12 protein-coding genes are annotated in these 15,449 nt (G+C 73.2%); 4 read left to right on the top strand and 8 right to left on the bottom strand.

Annotated features, from left to right (window positions below; all coding sequences use genetic code 11):
• Positions 1 to 52 precede the first annotated feature (52 nt).
• Positions 53 to 859, bottom strand: a complete 807-nt coding sequence (locus ACI1MP_RS08805; RefSeq protein WP_380336117.1) for a BTAD domain-containing putative transcriptional regulator — start codon at positions 857 to 859, stop codon at positions 53 to 55.
• 157 nt (positions 860 to 1,016) lie between these two features.
• Between ACI1MP_RS08805 and ACI1MP_RS08800 the strand changes: the two genes are divergently transcribed.
• On the top strand, positions 1,017 to 1,694 hold the full coding sequence (locus ACI1MP_RS08800; protein ID WP_404868260.1) for an RICIN domain-containing protein: 678 nt from the start codon (positions 1,017 to 1,019) through the stop codon (positions 1,692 to 1,694).
• A gap of 66 nt (positions 1,695 to 1,760) precedes the next feature.
• On the opposite strand, the gene ACI1MP_RS08795 is transcribed toward ACI1MP_RS08800, so the two are convergent.
• From ACI1MP_RS08795 to ACI1MP_RS08785, 3 genes are all read right to left on the bottom strand, one after another.
• Positions 1,761 to 3,095 (bottom strand): flavin monoamine oxidase family protein, encoded by a 1,335-nt coding sequence (locus ACI1MP_RS08795; protein WP_404868259.1) that lies wholly within the window; start codon positions 3,093 to 3,095, stop codon positions 1,761 to 1,763.
• Positions 3,096 to 3,097: 2 nt separating this feature from the next.
• Positions 3,098 to 5,569, bottom strand: coding sequence for an aminotransferase (locus ACI1MP_RS08790; protein ID WP_404868258.1), 2,472 nt, complete (start codon positions 5,567 to 5,569; stop codon positions 3,098 to 3,100).
• A 605-nt stretch (positions 5,570 to 6,174) separates the two neighbouring features.
• Positions 6,175 to 6,612: an Lrp/AsnC family transcriptional regulator gene (locus ACI1MP_RS08785; protein WP_100586187.1), complete on the bottom strand. Its 438-nt coding sequence runs from the start codon at positions 6,610 to 6,612 to the stop codon at positions 6,175 to 6,177.
• 477 nt (positions 6,613 to 7,089) lie between these two features.
• On the opposite strand from ACI1MP_RS08785, the gene ACI1MP_RS08780 reads away from it, so the two are divergent.
• Complete coding sequence (locus ACI1MP_RS08780; RefSeq protein ID WP_380336129.1) at positions 7,090 to 8,658, top strand: FAD-dependent monooxygenase; 1,569 nt, start codon at positions 7,090 to 7,092, stop codon at positions 8,656 to 8,658.
• A 67-nt stretch (positions 8,659 to 8,725) separates the two neighbouring features.
• Here ACI1MP_RS08780 and ACI1MP_RS08775 read toward each other — a convergent pair whose 3' ends face one another.
• On the bottom strand, positions 8,726 to 9,658 hold the full coding sequence (locus ACI1MP_RS08775; protein WP_380336132.1) for a MerR family transcriptional regulator: 933 nt from the start codon (positions 9,656 to 9,658) through the stop codon (positions 8,726 to 8,728).
• A 37-nt stretch (positions 9,659 to 9,695) separates the two neighbouring features.
• Here ACI1MP_RS08775 and ACI1MP_RS08770 point away from each other — a divergent pair, with 37 nt between their 5' ends.
• Complete coding sequence (locus tag ACI1MP_RS08770; RefSeq protein ID WP_404868257.1) at positions 9,696 to 11,228, top strand: alpha/beta hydrolase; 1,533 nt, start codon at positions 9,696 to 9,698, stop codon at positions 11,226 to 11,228.
• A gap of 147 nt (positions 11,229 to 11,375) precedes the next feature.
• Here the strand turns inward: ACI1MP_RS08770 and ACI1MP_RS08765 are convergent, their stop codons facing one another.
• Entirely contained in the window at positions 11,376 to 12,140 is a 765-nt protein-coding gene (locus ACI1MP_RS08765; RefSeq protein ID WP_404868256.1) for an SDR family NAD(P)-dependent oxidoreductase, read from the bottom strand.
• Between the two features lie 334 nt (positions 12,141 to 12,474).
• On the opposite strand from ACI1MP_RS08765, the gene ACI1MP_RS08760 reads away from it, so the two are divergent.
• Positions 12,475 to 12,825 (top strand): NAD-dependent epimerase/dehydratase family protein, encoded by a 351-nt coding sequence (locus tag ACI1MP_RS08760; RefSeq protein WP_404870780.1) that lies wholly within the window; start codon positions 12,475 to 12,477, stop codon positions 12,823 to 12,825.
• Between the two features lie 158 nt (positions 12,826 to 12,983).
• On the opposite strand, the gene ACI1MP_RS08755 is transcribed toward ACI1MP_RS08760, so the two are convergent.
• Positions 12,984 to 14,369 carry an MATE family efflux transporter gene (locus ACI1MP_RS08755; protein ID WP_404868255.1) on the bottom strand — a complete coding sequence of 462 codons (1,386 nt, stop codon included), beginning with the start codon at positions 14,367 to 14,369 and terminating at the stop codon, positions 12,984 to 12,986.
• A gap of 40 nt (positions 14,370 to 14,409) precedes the next feature.
• On the bottom strand, positions 14,410 to 15,441 hold the full coding sequence (locus ACI1MP_RS08750) for a cysteine synthase family protein (protein WP_380336143.1): 1,032 nt from the start codon (positions 15,439 to 15,441) through the stop codon (positions 14,410 to 14,412).
• Between the last annotated feature and the right edge of the window lie 8 nt (positions 15,442 to 15,449).

The raw sequence follows: 15,449 nt of genomic DNA, 5'->3' as shown, positions 1-15,449 counted from the left end.
TCTGTCGGGTGGGCGCCGTGGCGGGTGCGGGCGTGGGTCAGGACGGCGGGTTTCAGGGTTTCGGTGTGGACGTCGGCGGCGGGGCGGGAGGGGCGGCGCCGGGTACCGGGGCGGTGGGGCGGCGGGGCGGTGGGGGCGGGGTCAGGACGGTTCGGTAGAGGGTCTGGAGGTCGCGGCCGGGGTCGGCGCCGAGTTCTTCGGCCAGGCGTCGGCGGACGACGCCGTAGCGGTGCAGGGCCTCCGCACCCCGTCCGGTCGCGTGCAGGGCCTGGATCAGGGCGTGTTCCAGGGGCTCGGCCAGGGGGTACTCGGCGGCGAGGTCGGGCACGGCGGAGACGACCGCGGTGGCGCGGCCGAGCCGGAACTCGGCCTGTGCCCACTGCACGGCCGCGTCCAGTCGCCGTTGGTGCCAGCCGGCCCGGACCTGCGCGGCCCAGGCGCCCGAGAGGCCGGCCAGGGGTTCGCCGCGCCACAGGTCCAGGGCCTCGGCGAGCGTCTCGGCGCGGGTCTCGTCGTCGTGCTGCCGGTCGGCGACCAGCCGGCGGAACCGGTGGAGGTCGATCCGCTCGGGGTCGACGTCCAACACGTAGCCGGCGTGGCGGCGTTCGATCCGCGCGGGCGTGCCGCCGTCGAGCCGTCTCAGCAGTGCGCGGATGCGGCTCAGGTGGGCGTACAGGACGGGCCGGGGGTTGGCGGGCGGGTCGTGGCCCCAGACCCGGTCGACGAGGGCCTCGATCGGGACCGGTCTTCGGGCGTCGACGAGCAGTGCGGCCAGGACGAGTTGCTGCCGCGGCGCACCGATGTCGAGCGCCCGGCCCGCCGACCGTACCTCGATCTCGCCCAGCAGCCGGAAGTCCACATGTACCCCCAGGTGATCGACAGTGCCCGCGGAACGCCCAACTCCCCATGCTGGCTTGGCTCGCAAGGTGGTCGCAAGGTAGCCGCAAGGTCGGCGCACAGGCCGCGGTGCCAGGGTGTCCGGGCCAAACCGGCGACCACGCCGGTCACTCGAACCCATGGAGGACCACACCATGCGGACACCGCTGCTCCGACGGTTCGGCCGTCCCCCCAGGTCCACTGCATCGGCCGGGCGCCGGCTCTCCCGGCTCTCTCCGGCGGCCCTGGCGGCGGCCGTGGCGTTCGTCGTCGTCGCGGCACTGGCCCCCTCGTCCGCCCACGCGACGGACCCCACCCGGTACAAGCTCGTCAACGTCCGGACCGGGCTGCGCGCCGACGTCATCTGGGGACAGACCGCCTCGTACACCGGCGTCTTCCTGTGGCCGGACAACACCAGCCTCTCCCAGCAGTACGAGCTGCTCGACAGTGGGAACGGGTACTTCCGGATCAAGGCTCTGCACTCCGGCCAGTGCCTGATGCTCGACTGGCGCGCGGGGACCTACTCGAACGGCACCCCCGTCATCCAGTACCCGTACTGCGACGCCGGTTACGCGCCGTCCGAATGGCGCACCGCATGGGTGGGTCACACCTGTCCCACCCTGTGCTTCCCCATGACCATGGTCATCAAGAATCGGGCCACCGACAGATGTCTGGACGCGAACGCCCCGTCCGGCACGCCCGGTGAGCAGGCCGTCCTGCAGCAGTGGGACTGCATCCCCAGCGACGACTACTGGAACACGGCGAACCAGAGCTGGAACCTCCTCCAGCTCAACAACTTCCCGCCCCCTCCCCGCTGAGCGACACGGTAGCGCGGTGGTCTGGTTCCGCGTCGCTCTCCGTCACGGGGAGCGACGCGGCACCCGTCAGCTCGAAGGATCCAGCTCCCGGGTGAGGCCGGTCAGGGCGAGCGGTGTGCCGAGGACGCGTTCGGCGGCGCGGTGGCCGGAGAGGAGCGCGCCGTGGACGGTGGCCGGTTCGTGGCCGTAGGTGGCCTCGCCGGCGAAGTGCAGGACGCCGTCGACGGGTTCGGCCATCGCGTCGTGGTCGTCGTGCGAGGAGCCGACGGCGACGTACGAGTAGGAGCCGAGGGCGAGCGGGTCGGAGGCCCAGCGGGTGATCCAGTGCGCCACCGGGTCGGGGACGGCGTCGCCGTGGATGCCGCGCAGGGCGTCGACCACCGAGGTGACGATCTCCTCGTCGGTCAGCTGCTCGATCTCCCGTGCCCAGTCGCCGCCGGCGAAGGTCAGCAGCATCGGCCGGCCGCTCACCGCGGAGACGTCGTACCAGGAGTGCCAGGGGACGCCGGCCCGGCCGTGCTGGCGGATCGCGTAGACGCCGTCCGGCCAGAACCGCTCGGGGAAGCGGAGGAAGACCTTGTTGAACGCGCCCATGCCGAGTCGGGCGATCGGTCCCGCGACGGCGTCCGGCAGCGCGGGGGTGAAGGCGATCGCCCCGGCCTTCAGCACGCCCAGCGGCACCGTGACGATCGCCCGGGCGGCCTCGAAGGCGCCACTGTCGGTGTCGACCCGGACGCCGGACGCCGACCTGGTGACGGCGGTGACGGTGGTGCCCAGGCGGACGTCGAGGCCTGCCGCGAAGGCGTGGGGGATGGCGTCGTAGCCGCCCGGGAAGATCACCTCCTCGCCCTCGATGGCGTCCTCGTCGAGGGCGTGGGCGGCGACCTGCTCGATGTCCGCGCCGCACTGCTCCTCGGTGCGGTGCCGGTAGAACTGCCGGACGCGGTCGGCCCGTTCGGCGTCCCAGCCGGTGCCGGCGAGGGTGCGTTCGGTGGCGTCGGCGTAGCTCTCGTCGTCGCCGGAGTCGGCGATCGCCTGCTGGAAGAGCGCGTCCGCGGTCTCGACGTCGTCGAGCCACCGCTTCGTCGCGGCCTCGTCCATCGGCCGCCGCGCCTCGTCGTGGTCGGCGATCGGCCGCCCGCCCGCCTGGAAGCTCCCGACCGTGAACTCGACGGTCTCCAGGCCGAGTTCGGCGACGATCCCGGTGAGCGGGTTGCCGGTGAGGCCGTGGATCCAGGAGGCGCCGCGGTCGACGGAGAACCCGGCCGTGCGGTCCGTCCACATCCGGCCGCCGACCCGGTCCCGGGCCTCCAGCACGACCACCCGCTGTCCCGCGGCGTGCAGCAGCCGAGCGGCGGTGAGGCCGGCGATGCCCGCGCCGACGACGATCGTGTCCAACATCTTCACCGTTCCAGGAAGTTCGAAGGGGTGGGGCCCGGGGCGGGATCGGCCTCCGGTCGGCCGGTGTGGCCGAGCTGGGTCAGAGCCAGGTCCAGGGTGTCGGCGAAGAAGTCCGCGGCGGCGGTGTCCAGGCACAGCGGGGGCTTGATCTTCAGGATGTTGAGGTGGTCACCGGTGGGCTGGACGACCACGCCGAGGTCGAGCATGCGGTCGCAGAGCTCGGCGGTCTCCTCGGTGGCGGGCTCCAACGTGCCGCGGTCGCGGACCAGTTCGAGCCCGAGGTACAGACCGGAGCCGTGCACCGCGCCGACCACGGCGTGCCGCTCGGCCAGCGCCTGGAGCCGGAGCTTCAGGTGCCCGCCGACGCGGACCGCGTTGCCCTGCAGGTCCTCGTCGCGCAGCGCGTCCAGGACGGTCAGGCCGACCACGCTGGAGACCGGGCTGCCGCCGGTGGAGGAGAAGAAGTAGCCCTGCTCCCGGTACCGTTCGGCGATTTCCCGAGTGGTGACGACCGCGCCGAGCGGGTGCCCGTTGCCCATCGCCTTGGCGACGCAGACGATGTCGGGGACGACCTGCTGCTGCTCGAACCCCCAGAACCAGTGCCCGAGTCGGCCGTAACCGGCCTGCACCTCGTCGGCGACGGCCAGGCCGCCGTGCCGGCGGACCGCCGCGTACACCTCGGCGAGGTAGCCGTCCGGCAGCGCCACCCCGCCCGCGTTGCCGTAGAAGGTCTCGCTGACGAACGCCCCGGCCGGGCGCCCCTCGGCGGCGAGAGTGTCGATCGCCGCGACGGCCTCGGGGGCGTAGCGGGCCGCGTCCGCGCCGCGGTGGCGGCCCCGGTAGGAGTTGGGCGAATCCACGGTGTGGACCCAACTCGGCCGGGTGGCAAGAGCGTTCGGGTTGTCCTGGAGCGAGGTGGAGACCGCGTCGGACGCGTACGTCCAGCCGTGGTACGCCTCGCGGAGAGCCACCACATCGGGCTGCCCGGTCGCGCCGATGGCCAGCCGCAGCCCCAGATCGACCGCCTCGGAACCGGAGTTGACCAGGAACACCGTGTCCAGCGGATCCGGCAGCAGCGCGGCGAGACGCTCGGTGAACTCCACCACCGAGGCGTAGTGGAACCGCGAGTTGGTGTTCAGCCGCCGCAACTGGCGGGCCACCGCCCGTTCCACGCCCGGGTGGGCGTGGCCCAGCGGCGTGACATTGTTGACGATGTCCAGGTACGAGCGGCCGTCGGTGGACAACAGGTGGTGGCGCCAACCCCGTTCGATCCGCGGCGGGGCCGCGTAGTAGTGCCCCTGCACCGTCGCGAACACCGCGCCGCGCCGCTCCAACAGGTCGCCCCGGTCCGCCGCCTGCTCGGCGGCCAGACCCAGCAGCGGCGCCGGGTCGGTGGTGAGCGGCAGCCAGCCCGCGGCGTACTCGGGACGCACCAGCGGCGGGACGGCCGGACCGTCGGCGTCGCGCAGCGAGAGGTGCAGGGCGGCCCCGGCCGGGAGGCGCACCAGCTCCGCGCCCGCATCGACCTCCGCGTCCGCGGTCACCAGCGGGTGGACGTCGGCAGCGAACGCCAGCGCCAGGACCCGCTGCCCAACGGCGAGTTCGATCCGGCCCGGCCCCGCGGCCAACACCCGGCCGGCGTCGGGCGCCTGCGCAACGGCGGTGCGGCCGAGCCACAGGTCGACGCCGGTGGACACGGTGGCGGGGGAGTCGGTGGACAGTGCGGGAGTCCGGGAGAGCCGGGCTGCGCCGTACGGGGTGCGGGCGGCAGCCCCGCCGCCGGCCAGCGCGGCGGCCGCCGCCCGGTCCTCGGCGCCGGCGTCGAGCCAGGCCCCGCCGTTCATCGCGTCGGCATCGGTGGACAGGTCGAGGACGGCGAACTCGTCGAGTTCGCGCAGCAGTTGGTGCGTCGGTGCGGCGACCGGAGCGGGCCGGCAGGCGACGCCCGCCGCGTCCCGGACCAGGTTGGTCATCACCGCCAGCGGCAGGCGGGTGGCCTGCTCGAACACCCGCCACTCCCGGTCGAGCGCGGCCGTGGCGTAGGCGTTGTCGGCGTCGACCGCCGCCTGCTGCCGCCCACTGACCACCAGCACGGCCGCCCGCAGCACCACCAGCGGCCAGAGCGCCCCCGCCTCGGCGGCGGACAGCGGCCGGACGGCATGGAAGGCCCGGACGGCCGGCAGCACCTGATGGGGCTCGACGCCGTCGTGGTGGAGCATCGACGAGAGCGACACGGCGAGCTCGCCGACCGCCCAACTCGTCGTCAGATCACCGAAGTCGATGATCCCGTCGGGCATCGGCGGACGGCTGCCGGGCCGACGGATCAGGTTGTCGTCGGTGAGGTCCAGATGCACGGCCTGCAGCGGCAGTTCGGCCGCGACCGCCGCCACCCGCTCCCAGGCCTCCTTCGCCGCCGCCAGGACAGCGTCCCGCCGATCGGCCTCGGTGACGTGCCCGGCGAGCCTGGCCACCACCCGGTCGGCGTGCCGGGGTCCCACTGCAGGACGCGGTCGAGCCCGGGGTGCCGGAAATCCCGCAGCGTGGTGCTGACCTTTCCCGCGATCTCACCCATCGCCGCGACCGTCGGCGCCGACAGGTGCCGCGGGCCGGACAGCGTACCGCCGGACAGATGCCGCAACAGCCGCGCCATGACCGCCCCGCCGCCGGCCTCGACGACGGCGCGCCGCGGCCCACCGTCCGGCCCGCGCAGCACGGTGGCGACCCGCAGCTCCGGGTGTGCCGCCGCGATCAGATCGGCGGCGGCGTCCTGGGCCTCGACCTCGACGGCGCCGAAGGCCGGATTGGCGATCTTCAGGACCGCGAGTATGTCCCCGTTCCCGTCCTGCAGAAGGAAGTTGGCGTCCTGCTGGCTGCCCAGCGGCTCGGCCCGCCCGGCGACCCCGAGCTGCCGGGCAGCAAGGAGTTCGGCCTCGGCCGGGGTGACGAGCGGGACGGGGAGCGCGTCCTCGGCGAAGAAGTCGACGGTGCGGTGCTCGGAGTGGGGCATGGCGGAGTCCTCGGCGTGGTGCGGATCTGGGTACGGGGCGGACGCCCGGTTCACGTGTGCCTCACACCGGCCTCACGTGTGCCACAGGAAGCGGTGGGTGTGGATCGCGAAGTACGGGAAGTTCTCCACCGACACCACGCCCTCGACGGTGCGCACCGCGTCGTTGACGAAGTCCAGCAGGTCGTTCGGCCGGTCGCACACCACCTCGACGAACAGGTCGAAGCTGCCGGCGGTCAGCACCGCGTACACGACCTCGTCGTGCCGCGACAGCGCGTCCGCCACCGCCCGGGGATCGCCGTCCACCCGCAACCCCAGTAGCGCCATCGTCTGACGCCCCATGGTCATCGGGTCGGTCACCCCCACCACCTGCACCGCCTTGGCATCGACCAGCCGCTGCACCCGCTGCCGCGCAGCCGACGGCGACAGCCCGACCTTCGGCCCCAACTCGGCATACGGGATCCGCCCGTCCACCTGAAGCTCCCGCAGGATGGCCCGATCGATCTCGTCCATGTGGCAGAACCCCTTCACTGCGGAACACGCGGAACAGCAGCCCGGAGCGCTGTGCAGGACACGATGCCCGATCCCGACGCTCGAATCAACGGTCTGGACGATCGAATCGATTGTTTCGGCGCGCGAATCGAGCGTTTCATGGTCGTCGGCGGCGGTCGAGGAGGGCAGCTGCGCGAGGTCGGACAACGTCGGTCGAGGCGTCGTCCCACGGCGGGTCGGCTGCACCGGAGCGGTGTGCTCGTCGTCCGGGCAAGGGCCGGGTACGGTGGTAGGTGCCGTGACTCTGCGAGCACGGATTCCCGCGCATTCGACGTGCGGACATTGCGGTCGGCCGCAGGGCGCGGATGAATGACCTGAGGATGGTTCAGGTCGACGTCGAGCGTGGCTACGCCACCGGCGCGGCCGAGTTGCCGCCCGCCTGCCTGTCACCGTCGCCGAGTGCCCCGACGGGCCCGGGGTGAGCAGGAGGAGTTCGACATGCCCGTAGCCGACGCCGGGGCGGACGTATTGATCGTCGGTGGCGGGCCGGTCGGGCTCACCGCCCGGGCGCTGCTGGAGCGCTGGGGTGTGCGGGCGCTGCTGGTCGAGAAGCACCGCAAGCTGTCACCGTTTCCCCGGTCCCGACTGGTCAACGTGCGCTCGATGGAGATCTTTCGCCAGCTCGGGCTTGCCGCCGAGATCACGGCCGGCGCATTCGCACCGGAATACGGCCGCGTCCGCTTCCGCGACACCCTGCGCGACCGCGACTTCGCCACCGCGGCGATGGTCGGGGTCAATGCGCCGGTCCCGGAGAGCCCCGTAGTCGGCGTGGTCACCTCGCAGGACCGGTTGGAACCCACGCTTCTCGCCGCAGCGGACGCGCCGATGCGGTTCGGGGTCGAGCTCGTCGACCTGGTCGAGGAGGCCGAGGGCGTCGTGGCCCTGCTCGTCGACCACCGGCGCGGTGAGAAGGTTCGCGTCCGTGCCCGCCATGTCGTCGCCGCCGACGGCGCGGGCAGCACGGTGCGGCAACGGCTGGGAATCGACACCACCGGCCCCGGAGCGATCGGGGGCTTCACCACCGTCGTGTTCGACGCCGACCTCGACCGCTGGTGCGCCCGCCGGCCCGCCGGGGTCTACTTCACCGCGCACGGAACGTTCCTCCCGCTCTACCCCGAGGGCGGCTGGGCCTGGTTCGTCCCCACACCCGAAGACGCCGCTCGGGCCGACTGGCCCGGCCTCGTCTCGCGCGCCCTCGGCGCCGACTCCGACGTACCGGTCGACGTGCTGCGGGTTCAGCACTGGGTGATGAACGGGTTCGTCGCCGAACGCCTCCGGCACGGCCGGATCCTGCTGGCCGGCGACGCCGCGCACGCGGTGCCCATCATCGGCGGTCTGGGCATGAACGCCGGCGTCGCCGATGTGCACAACCTGTGCTGGAAACTGGCGGGCGTCCTCCAGGGGTGGGCCGAACCGAGCCTGCTGGAAACCTACGAGACGGAGCGACAGCCCGTCGCCCAGCAGACCCTCGACCAGGCCGTGGCCAACACCCGACTGCTGCTCCAAGTGCAGAACCGGCGCCGCGAGCAGCTGCGAACCGGCGAAGCAGCACCGGCAGAGGCCGAACTCCCGTGGTCGGAGCAGTACTTCGCCCAACTCGGTCTAGTGCTCGGCGTCACCTACCGCTCCGACGCCGTCCTCACCGACGGCAGCACCCCGCCCGAGCCGTCCGACTCGGGCACGGACTACGTCCCCACCGCAGAGCCGGGCCGTCGGCTGCCGCACCTCCGGCTCTCCCGCGACCGCTCCACCCTCGACACCCTCGGCGAGTGGTTCACCCTGCTCACCCCGGACCCGACTCACTGGCAGCAACAGAGCGCCGCACCATGGCCGCTGCACATCGAGGCCCTTCCCCTTGAGCACGCCGACCTCTGCGGCCTCCGGCCGCACGGAGCACTACTCGTCCGACCCGACGGCCACATCGGCGCCCGCTGGCGGGACCGGCCAGCGAGCGACGCCACCCTCCAGCACGCCCTCACCGCGATCACCCGCTCGACCGCCCCCTGACAGCCCGGCACCCGATGACACGAACCACCGCGGACCTCCTACGGAGCGACCTGCGGACGCTGCGCCGTCAGTTCGTCGCGAGTTGTGCGGCGAGCGCGGAGCTGAGCCAGGTGTTCGCGGCGCCGAGAGTCGGGGCCGGGGTCAACTCGCCTGCGAGCGCCCAGTAGCGGCGCATGGCGGGGTGGTCGCCCACCGCGAGGTCGCGGCCGAGTTCGCGGCGGTAGTCGGGGGTGTCGTGGCGGTCGTGCGCCCGGGCGTGGGCGGCGACGAAGCAGTCCAGGGCCTCGCCCGCGGCGGGGTCGCGACCGGCGAGCAGGGCGGGCGTAGCCAGGTCGTAGGCCTCGCGCAGGCCGTCGTAGAGCATGTCCGGCCGTGGCGGCGAGGGGCGGTGATCCGCCAGGCACGCGTTGTTCACGGCCGCGGTCAGTTCGTGCAGCCGGGCGAAGGCCAACACGTGTGCCGGTGAGGGCTGCTCCGGCAGCGACGGCACCGCCGCCTCCACGATGGCGGCCACCAGCCGAGCGGGGAGCCTCACCGGCAGCAGCCCGCGCCAGTAGCGGACCAGGGTCTCCGTACTGGGAGGTGTGCCGAGCGCGCCGACCAGACGCAGGAGCTCGGCGCGCTCCACGGGCGCGGCCTCGTGCAGCAGCCGCAGCGCCGCCTCCCGCCAGCGCAGCGCGGCGATCTCGGCACCCAGGCTGTCCAACTGCCGGGCCACGACGGCCTCAAGACCCTCGTCGAAGCCCTCACCGGCCCCGTCCTCGGCCGTCTCCTCGGCGACGACCCGGGCGACCTCCGGCAGCGGCACGTCCAGCGCACGCAGCGAGCGGATCAGCCGCAGCCGCTCCAGCGCCTGCGGGGCGTAACGGCGGTGTCCGCCGCCGCTGCGACCGGCCTCGGGCAGCAGGCCCTGATCCGAGTAGAAACGCACTGCCTTCACGCTCACCCGGGCGCGCTCGGCGAGCTCACCGATGCTCAGCAGGTCGTGCGGCAGCACCACTTGAACCTCCCGTTGGGGGAGTTCCTACCGTACCCGCATGCGAAGCGATCAAGAGATTCGGACCGCGTTCATCCTGGCCTCCGGCCCGTTCACCGGCGGGCTGCTGTGGGACCGGGTGGGCGAGAAACTGCGCGAGGCGGGCGCCGAGGTGCACGCCGCGACGCTGACCGGCACGGGCGGCGGTGCGGCGCCCGCAGGCGGGGTGGACGAGGGCGAGGTGGAGTTGGAGACCCACATCGCCGACGTGGTGCGGCTGATCGACGCGGTCACCGCGCCGACGGTGGTGCTCGTCGGGCACGACTACGCCATCCACCCCGTGCTCGGCGCGGCGCAGCGCCGCGTGGAGCGGGTCACCCGGATCGTCTACCTGGACTCCGGGCTGCCGCAGGACGGCGACCTGCCCCTCGCGCTGGTGCCCGACACGGACGTGCACACCCTCCTGCGCGAGCGGCCGGACGCGACCGTGCCGGCGCCCGCGCCCGACCAGTGGCAGCGGTGGGGCAACACGACCGGCCTGTCGCCGGCCGATCTGGAGCAGCTGTCGTCGCTCGCCGCGCCGCAGCCGGGGCGGACGCTGACCGAGCCGCTACGGCTGACCGGTGCGCTCAGGAGCGTGCCGACCAGCGGCGTCCTGTGCACGGCGAGCGGGCTCACCATCGAGGCCGTGCAGCAGCTGGTGACGTCGGGCATGCCGCAGTTCCAGGCCCTCGCCGAGCCGGGCGTGGGCTTCTTCGAACTGGCGACGGGCCACTGGCCGATGCTCTCCTGCCCCGACGAGCTGGCCGCGACACTGTTGCGCGCCGCCGCCGGAGAGGGCCACCGGCTCACTCCGGCGAACAACACGCCGTTCCAGGAGCGTCCGTTCCTGCTCGACGTGCCGGTGGCGGCACGGGAACGCACCGGACGTCTGGACCTGCACCTGCCGGACCCGGCCGACGACGGCGGCCCCCGCCCGGCGATCCTCTTCGTGCACGGCGGTCCGCTGCCGCGCGACCTGGTGCCCGACCTGCGGGACTGGCCGCTCTACGTCGGCCACGCGCGGCTCGCGGCGAGCCGGGGCGTGGTCGGCGCGGTCGTCGCCCACCGGCTCCACGCGACGTCCGACTACCCGACGGCCGCGGCCGACGTCGCGGAGGCGCTGCGGGTGCTGCGGGCGGACCCGCGCGTCGACGCGGACCGGATCGCGCTGTGGGTCTTCTCCGGCGGCGGCCTGCTGCTCTCCGACCACCTGGCCGCTCCCCAGCCCTGGCTGCGCTGTGTCGCCGCCAACTACCCGGTGCTGGCGCCGCTGGCAGGCTGGGTCGGTGTCGACCCGCGCTTCGCCCCGGCCGCGGTGCTGCCGAAGGCCGGCCGACTGCCGATCGTGCTGACCCGGGTGGGACTCGAAGCGCCGGACATCGCCGCGACGGTCGCCGCGTTCGTGGCGGCGGCGGACGAGTGCGGCGCGGCGCTGGAGCTCGTGGACGTGCCGCACGCGTTGCACGGATTCGACGTGCACGACCCCACGGACGAGACCCGCGAGGCCGTGCAGCGCGCGCTGTCCGCCGTCCTCACGCACCTTCACGCCTGACCGAACGCCCGCACCGGGCAACGGGGGTCCCCGCCTCGGCAGCAGGCGGGGACCCGGACACCGGCCCGTGGCCGAACTGCGCGCGCCGATGCGCCGACCACCGTGCGGTCCCGAGGCGAGGCGATGCCGGTGGCCGCGGGTGGCGCGCTACTTGCCGACCAGCTTCCGGGCGATGATTCCGCTGAGCGTCCTGGGCGCCAGCCGCCGGGCCGTCCACAGGGCCCGGGTGCCACGTCCGGGGAAGGCCCACGGTCGGCCGCGGGTCAGTGCCCGGTCCATCGAGTCCAGTACTGCTTCGATGCTCAAACCCGGGCGGGGGCCGAGGAGTTGAGGAGAGTCGATGCGGATCCGGTCCAGCATCGGCGTCTCCACCGCCGGCGGGCAGACGCACAGGACGCGGATGCCGTCGGCCCGGTGCTCGGCCGTGACGATCTCGGCCAGGAAGTGCACCGCAGCCTTCGCCGCGCCGTACCCGCCGCCCATCGGCACCGGCACCCATCCGCCGATCGAGCCCAACAGCACCACCTCGCCGCCGCCCCGGGCCGCCATCAACGGCACCAGCGCGTGCACCATGCGCAGCGTCCCGCCGTACACGATGTCCATCACCCGCAGGGTGTCCGCCGGATCCTGATCGAGCAGCGGCCCCATCACGCCGACGCCGGCGCTGTGCAGCAGCCGGCGCGGCGGTCCCAACTCCCGTGCCACTTCGAGCGCGAAGGCGGCGACCGCCTCCCCGTCGGTGACATCGCAGACGAACGGACGCACCCCGGACGCTTCGGCGGCCAGCCCATCCAGACCGGCCGCATCCACGTCCACCGCCGCGACCGCCCAGCCCGCCCGGGCCAGCCGTAACGCCGCCGCCCGCCCGATGCCACTGGCAGCGCCGGTGACGACGACAACATCTCCTGACAAGGACGCCACACCCCCCACTCCTGGGCCCGCGGAACGCCGGACACACCCTCCGGCCCGAGCCGTACCGTCCGGAGAAGCCCTACCCCGCCGACCCGCCGGCAACGCCACCGGCGCAGCAGCCGTCTACTGAGTCACCCTTCGCGGCCACCGACCGCAGAGGCGGATGAAGGACGGTCAGGACGGGTCTGCCGTGCGGTGATACGGCCGGGGCGGCTTCCCGAACATCGCTCGGCGCAGCCATCGCCCGCTACTGAATTCGGACCAGTCGCGTCGGAAGGGGGTGCAACTCCGCACAGCGTCAAGTGAGATGGTGGGAATCAACCCGAATGCGTGAATTGCGCATACCGTCGACCGTGCCCGGGACAATCTCGCCAACTGTCTGGCCCATGAGGCCTTTTCCTTCGTCGAGGCAGACCTCGCCGAGACCGCGGTGCGGTCGCTGCTCACCGGCGTCGACACGATGTTCCACCTGGCGGCCGTCCCGGGCGTGCGCGACTCCTGGGGCGAGCGTTTCGCCGACTACGCCCGGAACAACGTCCTCGCCACCCAGCGAACCACCGAGGCGTACTGCTCGGCCGGGGTGCGACGCCTGGTCGTCGCCTCGTCCTCCAGCGTGTACGGCGACGGCGTACGCCCCCGTACCGCGAGGACCAACCGCCGCGGCCGGCCTCGCCGTACGGGGTGACCAAACTGGCGGCCGAGCAGCTGTGCCTCGCCTATGCCGCCCGGCCCGGCTTCCGCACCTCTGTCACCGCTCTGCTGCTGCCGCGGAGCCGGGGTGAGGGGGACCCGGGCCGGTCGGTCACCGGACCCCGGCCCGCGGGCAGGGGGGAGGGGGAAGGCTCAGGCGGCGGCTCTCGCGGTGAGGGCGCGTCCGTAGCGGCGCAGCAGCAGGACGGCGGTGGTGGCGAGCCCGGTGAGCAGGCCGAGCCAGAGGCCGTGGGTGGCGCCGCCGAGGGGGAACGCGAAGAGCCAGGCGGCGGGAAGGCCGACCAGCCAGTAGCCGACCAGGGTGAGGCGGAAGCCGCTGCGGGTGTCGTCGAGGCCGCGCAGCAGGCCGACGCCGATGTTCTGGGCGCAGTCGAAGAATTGGAGGACGGCGACGACGGCGAGCAGGCCGGTGGCGATCTTCAGGGCCTGCTGGTCGGACGGCGAGCCGGGGTCGAAGTAGGGCCGCAGGACGAGCTCGGGGACGGCGAGGTAGGCCAGGCCGACCAGGGTGGTGACGACGGCGCCGCAGGCGAGGGCGGTGTTCCTGATCCGGCGGGCGGCGGCGAAGTCTCCGAGGGCGAGTTCCCGGCTGACGTTGATGGAGGCCGCGTGGGAGAGGCCGACGGCGACCTGGAAGACGAGGTAGATCAGCTGGTTGACGGCGGTGTGGGCGGCGAGTGCGGCGGCGCCGAAGCTGCCGGCGAGCAGGGCGGTGACGGAGAAGAATCCGGCTTCGGAGCCGTAGGTAGCGGCGATCGGGGCGCCCAGACGGAGCAGGCGGCGGACGGTGGCCGGGTCGGCGCGCCAGAAGTCGAGGCGCAGCAGCGGTGCCAGTTGCGGGTCGCGGCGGGCGGAGCCGTACAGCGCGAGGAAGGTGAGCAGGTGGACGGTGCTGGTGGCGATGCCGATGCCGGTGAGTCCGAGCTTCGGCAGGCCCCAAATTCCGTTTATCAGTGCCCAGTTGAGGCCCGCGTTGACGGCGACCGAGGCGAGGGTGATCCGCAGCAGGGCCTGCGGGCGGCGCATGCCGACGGTGAACTGGCGGATCGCCTGGAACCAGAGGCAGGGCAGCAGGCCAGGTGCCAGCGCGGCGAGCATGCCTTGGGCGCGGTGGGCGACGGCGGCGTCCTGGCCGAGCAGCGTCGCGGCCTGGCCGATCAGGACCATCAGGACGGCGCCGGCCAGCCCGGCGAGGGTGGCGACCGCCATCGCCGCCCGCACCAACGCCCGGACACCGTCCCCGTCCGGCAACTCTGTTGACTCGTCGGCCCGTTCGGCCCGGGCAGCGGCCGCCGCGACCTGGTTCCCGACGGAGGTGACCAGGCCGACGCCCATGGTCCGCAGCTGGTTGAAGACGACCAGTGCGAGGCCGCCGGCGGCCAGTGCTTCGGTGCCGAGGACGCCCATCATGACGGTGTCGGTGGTGGTGAGGGCGACCTGGGCGAGTTGGGTGAGGGCGAGCGGGACGGCGAGGGCGGCGAGTGCGCGGCTGTCGCGGACCAGGGTGGCTGGCTGCATCGTGGGTGTCACGTTTCTCGGAAGTCAGGTAGTCAGGAAGTCAGGACCTGCGGAGCTTGCCGAGGGTCTCGTCGATGTCGGCCTCCACGGCCGGGTCGAGCAGCGCCCGGGCGTTCATCCAGTCGTCGTCGAAGACGGTGTCCAGGTACTTCTCGCCGCCGTCGTTGACGAAGGCGACCATGACGGCGTCCGGCGCGAGCGTCGGCAGGCGCTTGAGCGCCTCGTGGACGACGCCCCCGGCGGAGCCGCCGATGAGCAGTCCGGTGCGGCGGGCGACGACGCGGGCGGTCGCGAAGGCCTCGACGTCGCCGACCTTCACGCCCTCGTCGATGAGGTCGTAGTCGACCAGCAGGCCGATGGTGGCGCCCTCGGGGGTGCCGGTGCCGGACTGGTAGTAGTCATGGGCGGGCGGCCCGAAGGCGATCGAGCCCTTCGGTTCGACGCCGACGACGGCGACGCCGGGCACGGACTTCCTCAGCTCGCGGGCGGTGCCGCAGAGCCCGCCGCCGGTGCCGACCGCGCCGATCAGCACGTCGACCCGGTGGTCGAGGGCCTGGGCGATCTCCCGGCCGACGGCGTAGTAGCCGACGGCGTTGCTGGGGTTGTTGTGCTGTTCGGTGAAGAAGGTGTTGTCCTTGCCGCGGGCCAGCTGTTCGGCGAGTTCCTCGCGGGCCGCGGTGTGGAGTTCCCCGCCGTCGGCGCCGGCGTCGATGTGGACGAGTTCGGTGCCCATCGCCTTCATCCCGCGCAGTTTGTCGACGGCGGCGTGGTTGTCGACGACGGCGGTGAAGCGGTAGCCGCGCTCGGCGGCGACCACGGCCAGGCCCAGGCCGGTGTTGCCGGAGGTGGATTCGACGATGTGGCCGCCCTCGCGCAGCTCGCCGCGCTCCTCGGCGTCGAGGACCATCTGACGGGCCATCCGGATCTTGGCGCTGCCGGTGGGGTTGAACATCTCCAGTTTGAGCAGCAGCCGCGCGCCGTTGTCGGCGTGGGCGAGCTCGAACAGCGGGGTGCGGCCGATCAGTTCGGACATCCGGCTGACCACCGGCGGGCGGGTCAGGGCGTCGGTCATGGTGTGGG

This window comes from Kitasatospora griseola (assembly GCF_044999035.1).
In the GTDB taxonomy this organism is placed as follows: domain Bacteria; phylum Actinomycetota; class Actinomycetes; order Streptomycetales; family Streptomycetaceae; genus Kitasatospora; species Kitasatospora griseola.
Note: the sequence above shows the minus strand (reverse complement) of the source record. Positions and strands in the feature narration are given on the sequence as shown.

Excerpts from the sequence above, each read along its gene's own strand:
- ACI1MP_RS08800 (WP_404868260.1), top strand. The coding sequence starts at position 1,017 with ATGGAGGACCACACCATGCGGACACCGCTGCTCCGACGGTTCGGCCGT.
- ACI1MP_RS08795 (WP_404868259.1), bottom strand. The coding sequence starts at position 3,095 with ATGTTGGACACGATCGTCGTCGGCGCGGGCATCGCCGGCCTCACCGCC.
- ACI1MP_RS08785 (WP_100586187.1), bottom strand. The coding sequence starts at position 6,612 with ATGGACGAGATCGATCGGGCCATCCTGCGGGAGCTTCAGGTGGACGGG.
- ACI1MP_RS08780 (WP_380336129.1), top strand. The coding sequence starts at position 7,090 with ATGCCCGTAGCCGACGCCGGGGCGGACGTATTGATCGTCGGTGGCGGG.
- ACI1MP_RS08770 (WP_404868257.1), top strand. The coding sequence starts at position 9,696 with ATGCGAAGCGATCAAGAGATTCGGACCGCGTTCATCCTGGCCTCCGGC.
- ACI1MP_RS08755 (WP_404868255.1), bottom strand. The coding sequence starts at position 14,369 with ATGCAGCCAGCCACCCTGGTCCGCGACAGCCGCGCACTCGCCGCCCTC.
- ACI1MP_RS08750 (WP_380336143.1), bottom strand. The coding sequence starts at position 15,441 with ATGACCGACGCCCTGACCCGCCCGCCGGTGGTCAGCCGGATGTCCGAA.